This window comes from Parabacteroides goldsteinii, assembly GCF_020091425.1.
In the GTDB taxonomy this organism is placed as follows: domain Bacteria; phylum Bacteroidota; class Bacteroidia; order Bacteroidales; family Tannerellaceae; genus Parabacteroides; species Parabacteroides goldsteinii.
The window spans coordinates 4319561-4338182 of the sequence record NZ_CP081906.1 but is presented as its reverse complement, the minus strand read 5'-3'; the positions used below and the strand labels follow the sequence as shown (position 1 = coordinate 4338182).

Genomic DNA, 18622 nt, shown 5'->3' with positions numbered 1-18622 from the left:
TTTATTAATTAATTGTATTACACATGAAAAAAAGTACTTTGAAAAAGGGAGGAATAGTCCTCTTAGGTGCTCTGGGGGTGGCAGGATTTTCGTTCGCGAATATGTTGCCTCAAGTAGCGAGAACAAGAGCTCCTTGGTATGACACCCGGGAACATTTTGAGACACCGTCTATTGGGGCAACTCAGTTGAAACCGATTGAGAAAGTAAACATTCACACGCATGCAGCAATTGAAGGTGCTGAGTATGGAAATTATTACTCAGTAATCGACTTCGCAAACATGAAGGATGCAAAATTGATGGCTGGTGTGTATGCTTCATTCCTGAATATGGAAGAAACGGAACAATTACCTTTTGACGGACAACATTTGACCATGGCTTATGATGAAATCAAGAACCATGAGAAAATGAACACTGCTTCTACTTTTACTTTTGTAGATGAAACAGAGAAGGCTTGTTTAGGTATTTATCAGAATACAAAAGCTAAAGCTCGTGTGGATTTTACCTATAGTACAAAAGGACTAATTGGTGTAGAGGGTATTGATATTGATATGGCAGCTTATGGAAATAAAGAGCTTGTCAATCGTTCTATTGATTGGTCTTACAATGTTTATATATATGATCTGGCTGGAAAATATCTTTCTAACCCAGTACAGGAAAAGCCTATCTTTACTGCCGAAAATCATCAGATTGGTGCAAAACATGCTTGGAGAAACATTCTTCAAATATCTGATGGCGGTGTTTTGAAGCAAGGTGACTTGGATAACAAGATTATTGTAATCATGTTTGAGAGCACTCGATCTGTACCGGATAAAACATTGGAATCTACAGTCGATAAAACAAAAGATACAGAACCATTGACTGTATTCCGTAATGCACGTATCGCTTTCAATCGTCCTGATGTGGAAATTGAAGGTGAAACTACTGTATTTGAGGCAGGTGCCGGCCGTAATACTTCTTGTAACAAAGCAACATTTACAACGACTGTTGAGTTTTGGAATACGTTGTATAAAAAAGGTGAAGCAAACAATAAGTATACAGCTACATTTGATGATGTAGAGGATCGTGATGGCTTAGTTGATGCAGATAAGGAAATACAGCAAGAACTGGCATATTATGAACTGCACGTTAAGTACCCGTTTATCGTTGATAATATGACTGCTTCTAATTCTGAAGATTTCACAAAAGTTGGTGATGCTATTTCTTTGGATGGTTTTATTGTAAAAGGTACTCCTGGAGTATCAGATGAAGTTATTTATCGTATACCTCGTGAATATTTTGTTCAAAAGGATGGAGTTGATGATAGAGATTGTATTTCTAATGCTACATTTGATTTCTATTTTGCTCCGCAAGAAGTTGCCGAATTTAAGGCTGATAGCTACATCTGGGCTACAACAACAGCTGAAGCTTCTGATACAGCAAGATTCGTTTTAAGTGGTTCTTCTATTCCTACATACAACGAAGTGAACGACTTGAACTTCGATGAATATAAGGATTATAAGACTGCAGAAATTTCATTCAAGAATCTGCCGTATTTCAACTCAAGAGGTGAAAAAGATTTAGATGAAATCCATTGGGGTGAAATTACTTTGGCAAATCGTACGAAAGCTTACGAACTAGCAACAGATCGTTATGATGACGATGTGAATCTGGTTGGTTGGAAGATCGTATATAAAAATGCACAAACAGTGAATGGACTTGATTCTACTTATGTTCCGGGTCGTTATTTGCCGATGAAGGTTAATGGTCATTCTTATAAGGATTATGTAGAATGGTTTAACCAGTTCTGTGCAACATGCCAGGTTCCTGATGCTCCGGTGATAGGATCACATACAGATGATATGCCTGTTATTGATTGTGCTGGTAATATTGAAGAAAACATCGTTAGTATCAATGCAATCTTCCGTTATTCTCGTGGTGATGTAAATGTAGATGACGATGAATCATTGTATGTTCGTGAAAAATATACAATCGCTCCTGCATTGACATATAAAACTGCAACATCAAGATATGACAAGAATTCTAAAACATTGGAGACAAATGCCAAATATACTTATTCCGCTCAGGATTTGATGGATGGTAAGGCAGGTGCTGTTTACGAAGGTCCGATCTGGATCAGCGGTACTAATACATTCGTATGGTATAACTTCGAAAGTGATGATCTGTTGAGTCATGCTATGGGTATTGTAACTCCGGTTTTGGCTAACGTGAAAGATAAAGACAGATTGGATCTGTTCTTCTCTCCGTATGATGAAACAAGTACTGTTCGTTTCGAGTCAAGACCTCATACTGTATACATCAAGGCTACAGGTTTGAAACCTGACGTTGCCGGTGGTACAACTGCCACAATCAAGGTATTCAAAGAACAGTTCTCTAAGAACGAAAGCACTGATGATGCTTTGTATCATACAAATGCATTCCTGTTCACTGCCGGTGAAAAAGAATATGACAAGGCTTACTGGTTGTCTAACAACATTAGCAATCCGGTTAAGACTATGGCTAAAGATGTAAATGGTGTATATGGTAAACTGAAAGGTACTGCCGTAACAGATACATTGTATTTCGAAGTTGATTTGGACGATGTGGCTTTGGTTAACCGTATTAAGAACGAAGGTCTGGAAATGAAAGTTGTTTATATGCCGTTCAACGACAGGAACGACAAAGCGATCATTTGGGATCTGATCCAAGGTTGTTGCCCGGGTCTGCCTAATGTATTCGACCATATCGCTCAGTTCGGTATCAAGACTGCAGACGTGAAGGGATTCAATGAATTCTACACTGTAGGTACAACCGATGCCGGTTTGGTTACTACTATGAACGCAGATGTAAGAGAAGGTTCTTATAACAGTTTCTATCCGTTCATTCTGAACCAGTTCAGCCCGGTTGAACATGGTGCTACTATCAAAGGAATCTATCGTGAAGCATTCACTAAAGATTACCAGACTCGTTATGTGAATACTTGCTATCCGGAATATACAGGTCAGTTTATCATTGCCGGTATCAACGTGATGGATCCGGTTGACATGACTACTTTCTCTAACAAGTCTACTGCATATAAGTACTCATTTGTTGAATTGGCTGACTTGAACGGTGTTGTTTACAGTACAATTGATTCAGTAAACGGTAAGGTTCAGATCAATCCGAATAAGTACGGTGAAGTTTTGATCGCCGTGAATGTTGCATTCGATCCGGTTGACCGTGATGGCATTGCTATGAGCATCGATACGATCAATACAGGTTCTGCAAAGGGCATGTGGGCACGCTATTATGCCAAGGATACAATTCAGTTGGCTCCGCAACAGCGTTCTAACGAAATCGCAAACCGTGTTCGCTTCTATGATTTGAATGATTATGAAAGAACATTGAAAGTAGATGATAAGAAATGGTTGAATCTTGGTTTCTTTGCTCCTTACGGTATCAATATCAACGATACTTTGACTGCTAAGATCAAGGGTGACGTTAAAGTACCGGAAGTATGGTACAGTTCTGACGCTGAAGGTAAGAAGAAGATCGAAAACTTCCAGTTTGGTGTAGTAAATGCAGGCGATATGAAAGATTCTGTAATCTATATTCAGGGTCGTGACCTGCCTCATTACGGAACGTCTACTATCGAGTCTGAAAACAAGATAGAACAGAAGATTAATTTGATCAGCAACTCTGATATGTTCACATTCGGTACAGCTAAAACAAAAGAATTGAATGTTCGTGAACAATCTTTGGCTTTGGCTATGAATGGTAACATGGAAGACGGGTCTCTGGACTATGTTTTCAAAGGTGGTAAGGACGATCTTGTTAAAGATGTAATGCGTGGTGACGTAGTTGCTAAGATCGATCTTCGTGCTACTCCGAATGTAGAAGACTTGTGTGACGTAGAAAATGTTATTTCTTTGGCTGCTGTTTGCGATGTAAACAAAGATTTGGGTGTAGCATTTACTGCAGGTTTGGCTAATCCGACTATCAAAGAACCGACATATGGTGAAATTGGTGGTAGCGATGCTAAATTCAACTGGGAAGCTGTTCCGGGTGCTGAATATTACAAAGTTGCCGTAGGTCGCTTCACTCCGAAGTTCACTTCTGAAGATGTATTTATCTCTGAAGTTCGTGCCGACAAAGAAAGCAGGACTATCTGGGTTGAGTTGTTCAACGCTACAGGTAGTGTAATCCACCGTGACAATCAGGTTAACTACTGGTTGGAAGTTACCAAAGAATACAAAGAAGATGGTGTTGTCAAGAAAGAAACATCTATCGTAGGTGTTGACAACTTCAGCATCCAGGGTAACTTGGATCCGATCGACAGAAAGTGGTCTTATGCTCCGATCGCTCACCAGATGAATGACATGGATCTGACGACAGATGTAACTAATCCGATCAAATACACTATCCGTTTGATGGAAGGATTCCAGACAGACAAACATCAGATCGATATTTATCTGTTCGATACTCCTGAAACATGGATGGTTAGAAAACCGGTTAGCCCGATGCCGATCAACAATGGTGAATTCTATACAGGTGACTGGAGAACAGAAGTCGGCTCATTGCCTACTGCTTATTACGAATGGCAGGATGATATCAACTTCGACGGCGAAGAATCATTCGACATCGCACCGACATCAACATCTATCCAGGTTCATAACCTGATCCCGCAGACTGCTTACACTGTACGTGTACAGGCATACAACAAGTGTGTAGGTGATGCAAACCAGATGATTCCGTCGGTAGACTACTTGGATTTCGCAACATCTAAGACTGCAACCTCTACGGGGGATATCTACTTCGATAATGCTGATCCTTCAAATCCTGTTGGCAACGAAAGCATCGATGCTACGGCAATCACTGCTATCGGCGGCAAGGGTCAGGTAACGATCCTGAACGCAGGTGGTAAGAAAGCGGTAGTAGCTAACGTACTGGGTCAGGTAATTGCCAACACAGTGATCTCTTCCGACAATGCTACATTCCCGGCTTCTGCAGGTATGGTAGTAGTAACATTGGAAGACGGCACAGTGCTGAAAGCAATGGTTAAGTAATAAAGAAATCCTAATAGAGGGATATTAATAATAGTGAAAGCTGCGCAATGGTTCTCCCAGCGGGGAGAACCATTAAGTAACCCGCGATGGGGGAACGAGTGGTTATATTAATACTAAAGTAATGAAATAAAGTTCATCCTATTAGTATTGCTGTGAAGCAAGAACAAGGAAAAAAAGAGGCCCTGGTAGTAAGGTTAATTTTACGGCTAGGGCCTTCTTTCCTAAAAGGATAAAAATGAAAGCATATATGCTTTGAAATAGCTGTCGGGAGTGTCCCGGCATGGTCTGCAGACGTTCGTATTAAACATAATGAACGCCTTGTACAAGCAATATTTTGATGGATACTGAGACCGACGTTGAAATCATCTAATGAAAAAAACTCAACCCAAAAATCACAGCATCTAATCAATTTAATTATGAATGGAAAACATTATAAATGAAATACTTAAAAGTATGGGAAAAATATACTTTAGGGATGTAAGCAGAAGACTACTTTTGTTTGCATTATTGTTGTTGGGAGTCGTGACGCAGGCGATGGCTGTTGATCGGTATGTGATTGTGTTCAAAGACTTGCCTCATGGAACAACGGAAATTCCGTATGGGACAAGTGCGGATGTTATAAAAAGTGATTTTTTTACTGTTTATGGATCAAATGCCACCGGGGTAGGCGATTTTGCTGCCTTTGTGGATGGTGGCGGTGACCAGTTAAAAAATAGTTCCTTTGAAGATGCAAAGGGTAAATTAAAACTTTCAAATACGACATCTACAGACTTTTCCTTGGTACAACCTACCGGAAATGTTGTATCAGCGGTTGATGTAAAGATAAAGGCTTATTCATTCGGGATAACTAAACGCTATATTCTCCGTTTAGGAGTTGATGGAAAAGTTACATCGTTTAAAGATTTTTATGAGCTCCCTAATCCAACAACGACTCAAACCGCAGGTTCCATCTCTTCTGTAACGAAAAAGATAGATTTACCTCTGTATACATTTTCTGTGACAGATGGTAACGCTACAGTCGCAACATTGAAGAATGATATTCTGGCGAAATTATTTGCCTCAATTGGGGATATAAGCGGATTAACAGCGAGTGATGTTACATTGCATAGTGGTACAGGTGATGTTTCTAGCACTACTCTTATTGCTGGAACGTATACCTATAAATTTAAATTATCTACTCCCGCAGGTATTAAAGCAAGTTTTGCCCGTGCGGACGGGGTAGCGGCTCCAACTTCAGTAGAACCTGGTCAAACTAACGCAGAAGTCGAAGTGTCGGGTTCTATCGTTGTGACTGATAAGACGGTTGTTACGCTGAAGGTTCCGGCAAAGGAAATGTTAAGCTTTTATGAGAAAGAATCGAATGCCAATGTTGCGACTTTGGGTGATTTCATTGCAGCAGAGATTGAGAAGACAATACCGAGTGCGCATTCGACAAATATAACCGTATCGAATGTTCGGATTCTCAAAGCCGGATCGGTTCAAAGCGGAGATCTTGTTGCAGCAGATTATAGTTATCTCTTTGATGTAACTGTAAATTCGGAAGGCTATGTTGTTAATATCGAAAGATCTAATTCTGAATCTTTGGGGGCTACCATAACTCCTTTCAGAATAGAAGCAACAGGAAAAGAATCTGTGAAAGTCGGCAACAGTATCGTAATCAAATCGGTGCTGAGTGGCTCTGTTTTCTCTGCCAATTATACGACGGTAAGTAATCAGATACAAAATGAAGATGCTTTGAAACAGGCTATTCTGTCTGGCTTGTCAAAGAAGAATCAGGCTTTGAAGGATGATATTTATTTCGAGAACATACAAATTACAGGTACTCCTGCTTATCCTTTGGGAGCCGGTACTTATTCGTATACATTCGACGTACGTGCTCGGAAGGATTTGAAGATTGCTTTCCCTGAATCTTCTACGGCAGAAATCAAAGAAATAAAATTGAATGAAAAGTCTGCTTTTACTGTTTCTGATAAGATTACGGTAAAAAAGGTTGATCAGTCTGCTGCATCAATAAGTTTTGGTTCTTGGTCTTCCTATACTTATGGTACTCCATTAAGCGGTATTGAGTCTCAAATAACATTCACGAAAGTAAATGGTATAACCGGAATAGAAGATTGCTCGGTCTATTTCGTTAAAGACGGAAAAGAGACTCTTTATGAAACGGGTAAAACAGTGTTGCCTGTGGGTAAATATAATGTAAAAGTTTATTTCCCGGCAAGTGAGATTTATGACTACTCCTCAGTGAATGTAACAGGCGGTACAAAGAAGGTAGAGACCGACGGGCGCGCATCGTTTACATCGACAGGTGTTCTTACAATTACGCCAAAAGCAATCGGAAAAACCAAACTTCCTGTGTTTACAGAAGGTGGCGACGGCTTGTTGGCTGAAGGAACTGCTGTCAACCGGGTTATTGCTGCGATAAGAGCAGCCATACAATCGGCAGACGGAACAGCAGCCATACTGGCTAAGAACGGTATCGAACTCTATTCGGATGAAACGTTTACGCAAAAGTTGACAAAAGGCGTTTTAGAATCAGGCAAAACGTATAGTTATCGTGTCATATTGAATGAAAATTATAAGCCGGGAACTCAGACGGAAGCTTCTGTAAGTGGAAAACTGTCTGCCAATACGTCTATAAACGGATATGACCTGAAGAATGCCGTAACTGCGACCAAAGCGGAAATAAAAGTCGTTTTGCCTGACTTTATTTCAACTCCGATAAAGATCGGTACGATCACAACGAAAGCGGAATTGGAGAAAAAAGTGTTGGATGCAGTGAATAATGCTAATTCCGGTTTAGAAACGGTTTATAGCTTTACTCCGCAAGTGACAACCGAAGCTCCTTTAACAAGTGAAGGTTATCTCTCTTATACTATAACATTAAAAGAGGGTGCAACCCATAAACTGGCCGATTATAAAATAACTTACCAGACACAAAGTTCGGTATCCAATAAATTGAAGGTTGCCGCCGATGGCGTAACGTGTACGTTTAATGAGGCAATTCGTTTTGTGACTGTTTTACCGGTAGAGCATGCCTTTACTTCTCCGAAGAATATTCCGGTTGATTATGTGAAAGACATGAAACCGGCTGCAATCACCTCTTTGGTAAGTGATAAACTGTACCAACTGAATGGCGGGGTTTTGGCTCTTACGGATAAAATCCAGGTGACATTGCTTGATAAAACCGGCACAGCTGTGAAAACAGTGTCCGAGTCGGAAGCTGTTTACGGTTATAAGGTTAGAGTTGCAAAGAAATCTGGCGTACTTGAAGAACTATATGCCGGAAAGGTAGATGCAGACGTGACGATTGATAATTCGGATGCTACTTATATTTATGTAACAGTAAAGAATGGTATTCAATTAAACGCTCGTCCGGTGGCTGAATTTGACTTCCCGACATATGAATTTGATTATATAGTGGGCGAGACTGACGAGGTTTCTCAAATATTGGAACTGATCAAACGTGATTTGGTTTATAACAATCCAAGTGTTCTTTTGGCCTCTTATATCGAAGAAATTACCTCTTCTGACCTGAGTGTACCGGAAGGAGGAACAATGCAATATCAGGTCAAGTTTAAATCGGATTTGTTTGTGGATTATTCGAAGGTGACAGTGAATGGAGAGGAAGTGGCAGAAACTTATCCGCTATCTCCTCAAATAGCTGTCACGATCAATCCGCGTGCGGATCTTACCGTAAACTTGAAAACGTATAAATTTAAGAAAGAAGGTGCGTCGGATGAATTGATGGCGCAACATATCATGGCAGATATTCTGTTGAATAATCCGGATCTGAAAGGCAAGTGTATTCTACGTGTTGCCATTGAAGGGGATGGATATAGGGTGTACTTTGCTCCTACTACCAAATACCGTACAATCACGGTAAAAGGTGCAGATGGCACAACTTTAAGAACGGTGAATTCGGCAAAGGCTGCAACAGGATTCCAACTTCTTTATGCGACTTCTATAACGCTTTTGGATAACGGAGGTATTACCTTGATTGAAATTCCGATGGATATAGAAACGGAATTGACATATCTGAATGAAAATTTCGGTTATACTGCCGGTCATTATGCCCGTTTGATCCTTGATTTCTTGAATAAGCATGTCACGTCGACGGTTGCAAACTTCGTAAAACCGGACTTGGAAACTTGGGGAGTAAAGGTGAATATTATTCGTAACCAGACACAAGTAGATGCCGGAGGTACAGCCGAATTGATTCCGGAGGATGAATATTTGAAGGTTTCCGACTTGTATGGATATCAAGTGGTGTTGACGAATCCTTATTTCAAGAACTACTATACCTTGACTCTTAAACCACAGGCAAACATGAAAGTGACGGAAGAAGTTCCCGGTCAGACTTGGAATGTGCTTCTTTCCGGAACGATTACCAAAAATGCAGTGACTCCTGTATTGCCGGTTGTTACAATTGATTATGACGATGCTAATACATTAGCTGTAGTGAAGGCGCAAATCAAGGATGCTGTGCTTAGTGATGCCGCAAATACAGAGTTGTTCAGATTGGTTGCTGCAACAGGTATTCAGCCTAGAGGTAGTTTCTCTGTTGAATTGACTGCCGATAGTCCTGTACCTGCCGGCAAATATGATTATACATTGACGTTTAAACCGATCGTGACGGAAAATGTGGATATCGCATCGGTTACCGGCAGGCTGGTTGTAAAGAAGGTTAAATTGGAGTTTGAATTCCCTACCGATATAACGTTCAAGTATGAACAGAAGAAAAAGGTAATGGAAAGCAAGATTCTTGAAGAGTTCTTGGCTATGAATGCAAGAATCTTCGATCAATATGCCGACTTTGCCAATCCTGGAGATATCTTTACTGTGACATTGAAAGATGCTGCATGTACGGGTGAAGCCAATGATCCGATTGCTGCAGGTACGTACGGATATGTGATAAAGATGAATGATGCCCCGGCTAACTTCACTTATAACATCGAAGCGGGTGGAAAATCTATGCCATCTTCTGTAATTGTAGCACAAAAGTCTTTAACAGTTAAATTACCTACATATTTATTGAATACACCTGACGAAATCAAACCGGAGGATCAAGCGAAAGCTGTCTTTGTTTATGGTAAGACCTTGTCTGAAATAGAAAACCAAATAAAGCTGACCGATATTCCGGCATTGAATAAAAAGTTGGCTGCTGCGGAAATTCAGGCTGTTGTTTTGCTGGGTGACGATGGAGCACAAACAAAGAATGCCACGCCGATTGCCGGAGTATACGATTATAAGGTGATTTTGAAATCGGATAATTATACCTTTAAATATGATGCGTTAGGTTGTGAGGTGGAAACAACAACGGATGGCAGTGTTATCGTTAAAGGTGGTTTGCAGATTGTGGAATATCCGGTTACTGTAGGTTTCTCTGAAGCGAACCGGTCTATTGCCGGTACTTGGGAAATAAAAGATGGCAAACCGGAATATTCATTATCTATAAATTGGATATCCGGGAATTACGGATATGACTTGTTGGCTATTTCCGATGAAGTCAAGAAGACATTGACTTTGGAACGTTGGAAAATGTATTTCAATAACGATTATCTGAACTGGGCATTGGTGGATACAAAAAATGAGATTGTTGTACAAGACAAGTCATTGAAAGTTGTATTAAATACTTATGTTCAGGCAAATTTGACTTCAGGGACTTACTCCCTGCAGGTGGTAAAAGGAGGAACAGAGGTTCCGCGCCTGAAGTCTGCTGTCGGAGATTTCGATATCAATTTGAATACGACTTTGGCAACATTGACGGTTACCCCGGCAATCGTGACGGTTACCCCAGCAAAAGCTGCATATAGAAAAGTCTATGGGCAGTCAGGCGTTTCATCTTTAAAGCCGAAGTTGGCATTTGCGACGACACCGAAGTTGAACGCCGCCACTTTGGTTGCTGACTATGACCTTGAAAATCTCTTTGTTACGACAGATCCGGCCGATGCTGACGTGTTTGCGGCTTATTCACCTGTGGGTGATTATACAATCCAAACCAGCGCAGCCGCAGGAGTTGTCAGCGGTGCATTTGTACCTGTGACAGGTGTCGTGTTCGAGGCCGGTACGGAAAGTGCGATTGTAACGGTTTCTCCTGTCCCGATGGCAGATGCTGTACAGTTGAACGTTTCTGCTTCCCGCGAATATGGCGAAGATCCTGTGGATGGTGACGTAGCCGTGGCAGTAACACCGGCCGACGATACAGTGGATCAGATGTTGGTAGACGAGATCAGCACCATCCTGAACACAGCCGAAGGCCGTGTTGACTGGATTGACTGGGCAAGCTTCAACAAGAAGACAAATGCAGGCAAATATGAAGTACGCTTTACCTCCGATGCAATAGCTTCTATGGGTGGTTTGCTTACTAACTTCGATATGGGGGGTGTGACTATAGTATTAGACAGCTTGGAAATCCGTAAAGCAGATTTGACGGTGACAGCCGAAGACAAGAACCGTGTATACGGTGTGGCTAATCCGGAACTGACAATTGCTTACGAAGGCCTGAAGAATAATGAATACCAGAGCTTGGATGATGTATTCGATGGAGATTTCTTACCGGCGGTGGCAACAGATGCAACCGTGGATTCTCGTGGTACCTGGGATATTTATTTCACTCAGAAGCCGACAGCCAAGAACTATCATGTTACTTATGTGACAGGTAACTTGTCGATCGATAAGATTAAACGGGTAATCGTTTGGCCGGAAGATCAGCGCAACCTGACAATAGCCGTAGGTGAACATGTTGAATTGTCTGCAGCCGTAACGTCTGCTGACGATAATAGACTGTCGATCACCGGCTTGCGTTACGAACTGACCAATAATGATCGCGAACGCGTCGTATTGTATCAGAACGAGAACGGTAAGATGGTGATTGAAGGAAAGATCCGCACGTTGGACGGTCCTGTAAACATTACGGTTTATGCCGATGGCGATGAAACAACTTATATGGATGCCGAGCCTGTAACCGGTACGGTCACAGTGGTTACTCCGGAAGGTGAAGCTGCGAATGTAAATATCATCGTATCGAATGTGACATCTGTTTATGACGGTACTCCGCGTGCCGTAACAGTAAAGGTTGCTGATAAGGATGGTAAAGAGGTAGATTACAAAGTTTTCTATGAAGGTGACCAAACTGCGTCTACCGTTTATCCGTCCGATCAGAATGCTCCGGTGGATGCTGGTGTTTATAAAGTGATTGTAAAAGCAGAAGTAGGTGCAACAACGTTTGTTTACGAAGCCAAGAATAAGATGATCATCGCTCCGCGTGTAGTGGAAGTGAAGGCTCGCAGTTTCGCAACAACGTATGGAAAGACTGTACCAGACTACTCGAAAGCATATGATTATGATAAGAGTGACTTCCTGGGCGGTGAAGATTTTGATGCCGATAAGATGCCGGTAGTACGTGCCGAGGCTTATAAGGGAAATGCCGGAACTTATAAATTGACTCCGTATTCCGTACAGGATTTCGGAAAGAACTATAAGGTATCTTATATTTCAGGCGAATTAGTTATCAACAAGGCTCCGCTGACAATTATCGCCGATGATAAGGAAAGCGTTTATGGAGAGGACTTGGCAGAACTGACTTATCAGTTAGACGGTCTTGTTAATGGTGAAACCATCAAGAACCTGGGCTTTGCTCCGCGTATCAGTTCGACGGTAACGAAGGGTGCTGATGCAGGAACTTATCCGATCGTGTTTGCCGACAATCATAAGTCAACGAATTATGAGGTGGCTTATAAGGAAGGTAAGTATGTGGTAGTACCGGCATCGCAGAAGATCAGTTGGAATCCGGAAACATCATACAAGGTGGAACAGCGTAACATTCCGTTGACGGCAGTGGCATCAAGTAAGTTACCGGTTTCTTATGTATCCGACAATGACGCGGTAGCTTATGTGAACCAGATAGGCGATAATTGGATCCTGACATTGGTATCTGACGGTTTGGTGAAAGTGAAAGCTATTCAGAACGGGAATACGAATTATTGGGGTGCAGAACCTGTGGAAGTAACATTTGCCATAGGAAATGCTTATGAAAGTGTGGATAATGAGACGATAGTCGTATCCGATCATATCGAAGTTTATCCGACCGTATTCACGACCAATGTAACGGTAACCGCTCCTTCTGCCATCAAACGTGTAGAATTGGTGTCTTATGCAGGTGTATTGTTGAAAGTCTTCAATAAACCTGAGTCTGTAATCAATTTGTCAAACTTCGGAAGTGGCTTCTATCTGCTGAACGTAACGTTGGAAGATGGCACTTTCAAGAGCGTGAAGTTGATTAAGAAGTAAGTAACCTGTAAAATAAATTTAGTATGATAAAGAATATTAAATCAATAATAACATCAGGAAAGCAGCTCATGCTGCTTTCCCTGATACTTGTTTCAGGAGGTAGTGTGGTACATGCACAAGAGGCAACTGGTGTTCCGGATACGGTGTATGTGAGCTTTACGAATTCAGGGGCATTGCCTTCGATGGTTTATGGAACGGCATTCGAGGATTACATGGCGGTAAGCACATTTAATGAAACATCTTTGAAGTACATGTGGGCACTGGCTGGGAATACCGGTAGTCATCAGTTGATGAAGAATTACCAAAATAAATTTAAGAGTGGCAAATCTTTTAAGGATATTATGAAATTTTCCGCCACTCCGACTGTTAAGGATGGAGTGAAATTACAATTGGTAGAAACTGCTCTGCAAGATGCTTTGGATTGTTATCTGTCGGTTACGGAGCTTTATGGATCTCCTGTTGTATATAAGTTAAGCAAAGAGGCTACGGCTACTTTGGAACGTACTATTCCGGTAACACGGGCTGAATTGACTATCACCCCGCGTGATACTGTTCGTTTCTACGGAGATCCCAATCCTGTTTATTCATTGGCAGACTTTACGATTGAAGGTTTAGCTGCCGGTGATGATGCTGCTACTATTTTCGCAGGTGAAAACGAGTTGGCTGTTACATTTGGAGGTGACGTGAATACTGCTGCCGGTCAGGAAGTTTATGTAACATTGGCAGCCGGTACTGTAGACAATTATTCTTGGGAACAAAAGCAGGCGAAGATGGCAATCAAGAAAGCTCTGCTGTCATTGGCATTGCCGGATAGCAGTCGTTTGTATGACGATAAGAATATCGCTAAAATCAAAGGTGAAGAACTGTTGGTTACCTCCGGGACATTGAAGAATGATCAAACATTAAGTGATTTGTTTTTCTCTGATGAATTGAATGTTATTCATACCGCAGTTTCTGCCGGACTAGGAAAAGTAAAGAGTGATGTCGGTACATACAGCTATCAATTGGCAACCCAAGCTGATACTGCCAAGGTTTATTGGCGTTTGGCTAACTATGACGTGCAAGCGATAGCCCCCGCCAACTATGTAGTCGAAAAGGATACGATTACCGTAACTGTATTCCCTTCTGATGCTCAGGTTGAAATAGAAGGAAAGAAAGTGAGCGTAATGCAAAAAGTTTATGGTGAGAAGAATCCTGATGGTTACTTTTGGTTGACAAAACGTAAAGAATCAGCTGGTTCTTCTTCTCCTTCTTACACATTCACCACGGCTGCACCTGTTGCAAAAGATTATATTTCTGCTGAAAATGAGGCTGACAAAGGTTTCACGGTTGCTCCGGTTGTATCCTATCTGGATTATGAAGGCAATGCTGTAACGGAAAAGACCGATGTGAACCTGAAACGTGAAAAACCGAATCAGATAGAGGACAGTCTGTATGTTGCCAAGGTCGGTAATGCAGATAAGATTTCTTCCAAAAACTATGCCTTTAAGGTCGTTGACGGCACATTGAAGATCAATCAGCGTCCGTTGGACTTCCAGAAAGTGGTAGTAGATCGCATTTACGGAGAAACAAAGCAAGACACAACCTGGACTTTTGAAGCAAACAATGCTGAAAAGCAACGTGGTTTGGCTAGTTTCGATGCTGCATATCAGATATCGACCAATAAGAAAGCTTTCGAGCTGATTGATGTAATGCCACAGTTGGTTATCAAAAAACAGGCTGCCGACAGTACATTGTGTGCTGGTAGTTATATCGATACGTTACAGATTAAGCTGGTGACTGTGGATAACACCGTTACTCCGAAGTTTAAAGCAATGGATCGTAATTACAGTCTTAAGTATTCGTTATTGACTGATAATGCTAAAACGAACGACAGTATTCGTCTGGAAGTGGCCAAGGCTGACTTGAAGATCAAACTGGGTACAATTCAACGTACGTTCGGTGCGGCAGTGCCTGACTTTAATGATGTGGAAATTCAGAAAGAGTTTATCACTTATACCGGTTTCAAACTGGATGAGTCAGCTAAGAACTTGGATTTGGTTGCGACCGTTGCTGAAGGCAATCGTATCAAGAATCTGGAAATAGCCGATCAGCCGAGCGTATTGCCGGTAGGCATTTACGAATTGACAGGCATCCGTGATATCAATAAGGAAAATACCAACTATGCGATCACAATTGAAGGAAAAGCTTTATATCAAGTAATTCCGGATAATTCTTTGGTCTTGGAATGGAACCCGTTGACCGTCGACCTGATTGTAGGCGATAAAATCAAGCTGGATGCAAAAGTGAAGAAGGATCAGAATATAATAGCTGAGGGTGCTCAGATAGATTTTGTATCATCCGATCCGGCAAAGATTCAAATTGAGAAAGTGGGTGATTATTGCTATCTGTTTGCCAAAGCATTAACAGATAATGACGGCGTAACGATTACTGCCAGCTATCATGGTCTTGCCGGTTATGACGAAGTAACGAAATCTGTGGTTTACAAGGTCATTCGTCTGAAAAATGAAGCTGATTACAATGTGGTATTGGGTGACATGAGCTTCGTTTATGACGGAACGGCCAAGGAAGCTGATGTAAAAATAACTGATCTGAAAGGTCTGAATGAATATCCTCATTATGTATTGTATAATGGTGATACCGATCTGCCGGTAAAAGCCGGTACATACAATGTGTCGATCTATCTGGAAGAAGGAAAGGGAGAAAGCAACTTGTTCATTCGTAAAGAAACAATGAAGATTAGTGCCGGCGAAGTGGTTGTAACACCGGTAGATGAAACAATCGCTTATGGTGAAGCAATTCCTGAATCGTTTGCTTATACGGTTAGCGGATTTATCGGAAACGACGGCTTCAAGGCAGGCAAAGAACCGAAGGTAAAAGTGGCTAGCGACATAACCGGCGCAGGAGAATATACCTTATATGTAGAAGGTGGTGATCCGGGTGAGAATTATACGCTTGTAACGAAAACTGGTTTACTAAAGGTTACTAAGTCCGGATTAACTATTAAGGCTGATACGATCCATACGGTTTATGGAGAAGAAATACCGCCGTTCACCCTGACAATAACCGGCCCGAATGGAGCGGTAGATCCTGAAACATTGAATGATATCTACACCGTGAAAGCAAAGGTAGATCCGGAGGATGCCGGCGAATACGATTTGATCGTCGATTGTGTCGGAGTAGGAGAAGGCGACTATTCTGTAACCTTGGTTCCGGGTAAACTTTATATAGCTAAGGCCGATGCCGGTCTGGCATGGGATATAGCCGGAACAACCCTTGCTGGTGGCGACAGTATTTTGTTGACTGCCGAAGCTGTTTCGCCTGCAACAATCGCTTACACAATGCAGCATGATACGGTAGCAGCCGTGAAGGTTGTAGAAGAAGGTGTTTGGATTACCGGTAAGCATCAAGGTGTAACAAAATTGTACATCTCGATACCGGAAGAGAAGAACTATCTGGCTGCTAACGATTCTGTAACATTCAACGTAACATCGACTGTCGCCAACGAAAGCATCGCTCTGCAAAGTGTAGGATTGTATCCGACATTTGTTGAAAACGAAACGTCTGTAACATCCGACAGTCCGGTGGCTATGATCCGTGTATTCGATGCTTCCGGCCGTTTGGTTAAGTCGATCGAAAAACCGGAATCGTTGATCAACCTGAGCGAATTGAGCAAAGGTTACCATCTGGTACAGATCGTACTTGAAAGCGGTGAAGCGAAAACAGTACGTATTATGAAAAAGTAAATAATCCGATTATTCTGTAATTAAGGAATATATTTAGAGGTTAATTAATGGAAGAGATGTTCTGTGGAGATAGCGATCTTTTGTAGAACATCTCTTTTGAAAAATAGAGTCTATAATAAAATATACGGAAAATATGGTAAAGAGAGAGTTTGTTAAAGAAATATCCGAACGTATGTCTATAACCCAGGTAGAGGCAAAACAATTTGTAAAAGTATTTCAAGATATTTTGACGGAAGAGTTACAACAGAATAGACCGTTGGAGTTACAGGGATTTGGAACATTTAGTTCTTGGAAACAAATCGGGCGTGCTGCCCGCAATCCGAAAACGGGTGTACCTTGTTGGATAGAGCCTCGTGTGAGTGCAAAATTCAGGCCTGGAAAATTTTTACTGGAAGCTTTGAATGAAGCGGATAAATAGAATTAAAATAATGAGAAAGAATCTACTTAAATTTATTTGCTTCCTTTTGATTGTCAATGACTATGTGTTTTGCGGTTCTCTTGGTGCCCAATCCATTCCCAATGGAGATTTTTCGGCAGAGTGGGTAACTGGTTATAACGGAGTCGGTAAACAGCCTGCCGGATGGAAAGCCTCGAATGTCAATCAGCTGGGAGTAAAAAAAGAGTTGGTAACTTGTAATCCGGATGGTTCCGTGTTATTGACCAATCGTTTTGTAGGTCTGTTGGGTATAGGTTCGAATGCACCGGCTTATATATCTTTGGGAACTCCGTGGGTCTATGCGAATGTATCGAATATATCTCAAAGTGACGGAGGTACGACCGGAGGCCTTGAATTCACGCACCGTCCGGATTCTCTCGTGGGCGTGTTCAAACGTAAAGTAGTAGCGGAGGAAACCGGTTGGATTATCTTTTATCTTTGGAAAGGGACAAGTGTGTCCTATGGTCCGGATAACAAAGAGTTGATAGATAATGACCGGGATATATTGGCTGAACATGGTTCTGTAACGCTGATCGGGAGGGCTGAATATGAAATAAAGGGTACTTTATCCGATTGGACGCGTATTTCCATACCGATTGATTATTTATCGGATGAAACACCTGAAAAGATGAATGTTATTCTTTCTGCAGCTGATTATCGTGGCGACCGAAAGAAGATAAAGGAGTATAATACTTTGTCGGTACAAAGTGTGGAACTGGTGTATAAAGATCCGGTATCGACAGAAAAGATTAATCTGTTATCCGATCGTTTTTCCGTTATCGACAAAATACTGTATCTTGATGGGAGTTATAGGAATCTAGCTGTCTATACAATGGATGGAAGGCTGGTTTGTAGTTCTGTCCGACCGGAAAAAACAACTACTTTCTCTTTTCTCTCCGCAGGGGTTTATCTGTTGAGAATTGAAGGGGAACAAGGAGTAGAAACGCAAAAGTTTCAGATTCGTTAAAAATGTAATCTGTTTTTTTCATATCATTATAAAAAGGTTGTAGCTCGGGTTTCGTGGATTGTATGTAAATACATCTATGAGATTCGAGCTTGATTTGTTTGTAATAAGGATTTCTTAATAGTGTACGGATGGATTTTCGCCATAAATAATTAACTTTGCGGTT

General features: G+C 41.5%; 5 protein-coding genes. All 5 read left to right on the top strand.

From position 1 onward, the window contains the following. Window positions 1-23 precede the first annotated feature (23 nt). The 5 genes from K6V26_RS18645 (at window position 24) to K6V26_RS18625 (ending at window position 18459) form a co-directional block, all read left to right on the top strand. On the top strand, window positions 24-5021 hold the full coding sequence (locus tag K6V26_RS18645) for a DUF6383 domain-containing protein (protein WP_224263536.1): 4998 nt from the start codon (window positions 24-26) through the stop codon (window positions 5019-5021). A 453-nt stretch (window positions 5022-5474) separates the two neighbouring features. Then, window positions 5475-13310, top strand: a complete 7836-nt coding sequence (locus tag K6V26_RS18640; RefSeq protein WP_224263535.1) for an MBG domain-containing protein — start codon at window positions 5475-5477, stop codon at window positions 13308-13310. A 23-nt stretch (window positions 13311-13333) separates the two neighbouring features. Beyond that, window positions 13334-17056 (top strand): MBG domain-containing protein, encoded by a 3723-nt coding sequence (locus K6V26_RS18635; RefSeq protein WP_224263534.1) that lies wholly within the window; start codon window positions 13334-13336, stop codon window positions 17054-17056. 133 nt (window positions 17057-17189) lie between these two features. Next, window positions 17190-17474 carry an HU family DNA-binding protein gene (locus K6V26_RS18630; protein ID WP_046145432.1) on the top strand — a complete coding sequence of 95 codons (285 nt, stop codon included), beginning with the start codon at window positions 17190-17192 and terminating at the stop codon, window positions 17472-17474. Between the two features lie 10 nt (window positions 17475-17484). Then, window positions 17485-18459 (top strand): T9SS type A sorting domain-containing protein, encoded by a 975-nt coding sequence (locus tag K6V26_RS18625; RefSeq protein WP_046145431.1) that lies wholly within the window; start codon window positions 17485-17487, stop codon window positions 18457-18459. Window positions 18460-18622: the final 163 nt, after the last annotated feature.

Coding starts and splice junctions, on each gene's coding strand:
- K6V26_RS18640 (WP_224263535.1), top strand. CDS start 5,475: ATGGGAAAAATATACTTTAGGGATGTAAGCAGAAGACTACTTTTGTTT.
- K6V26_RS18625 (WP_046145431.1), top strand. CDS start 17,485: ATGAGAAAGAATCTACTTAAATTTATTTGCTTCCTTTTGATTGTCAAT.
- K6V26_RS18635 (WP_224263534.1), top strand. CDS start 13,334: ATGATAAAGAATATTAAATCAATAATAACATCAGGAAAGCAGCTCATG.
- K6V26_RS18630 (WP_046145432.1), top strand. CDS start 17,190: ATGGTAAAGAGAGAGTTTGTTAAAGAAATATCCGAACGTATGTCTATA.
- K6V26_RS18645 (WP_224263536.1), top strand. CDS start 24: ATGAAAAAAAGTACTTTGAAAAAGGGAGGAATAGTCCTCTTAGGTGCT.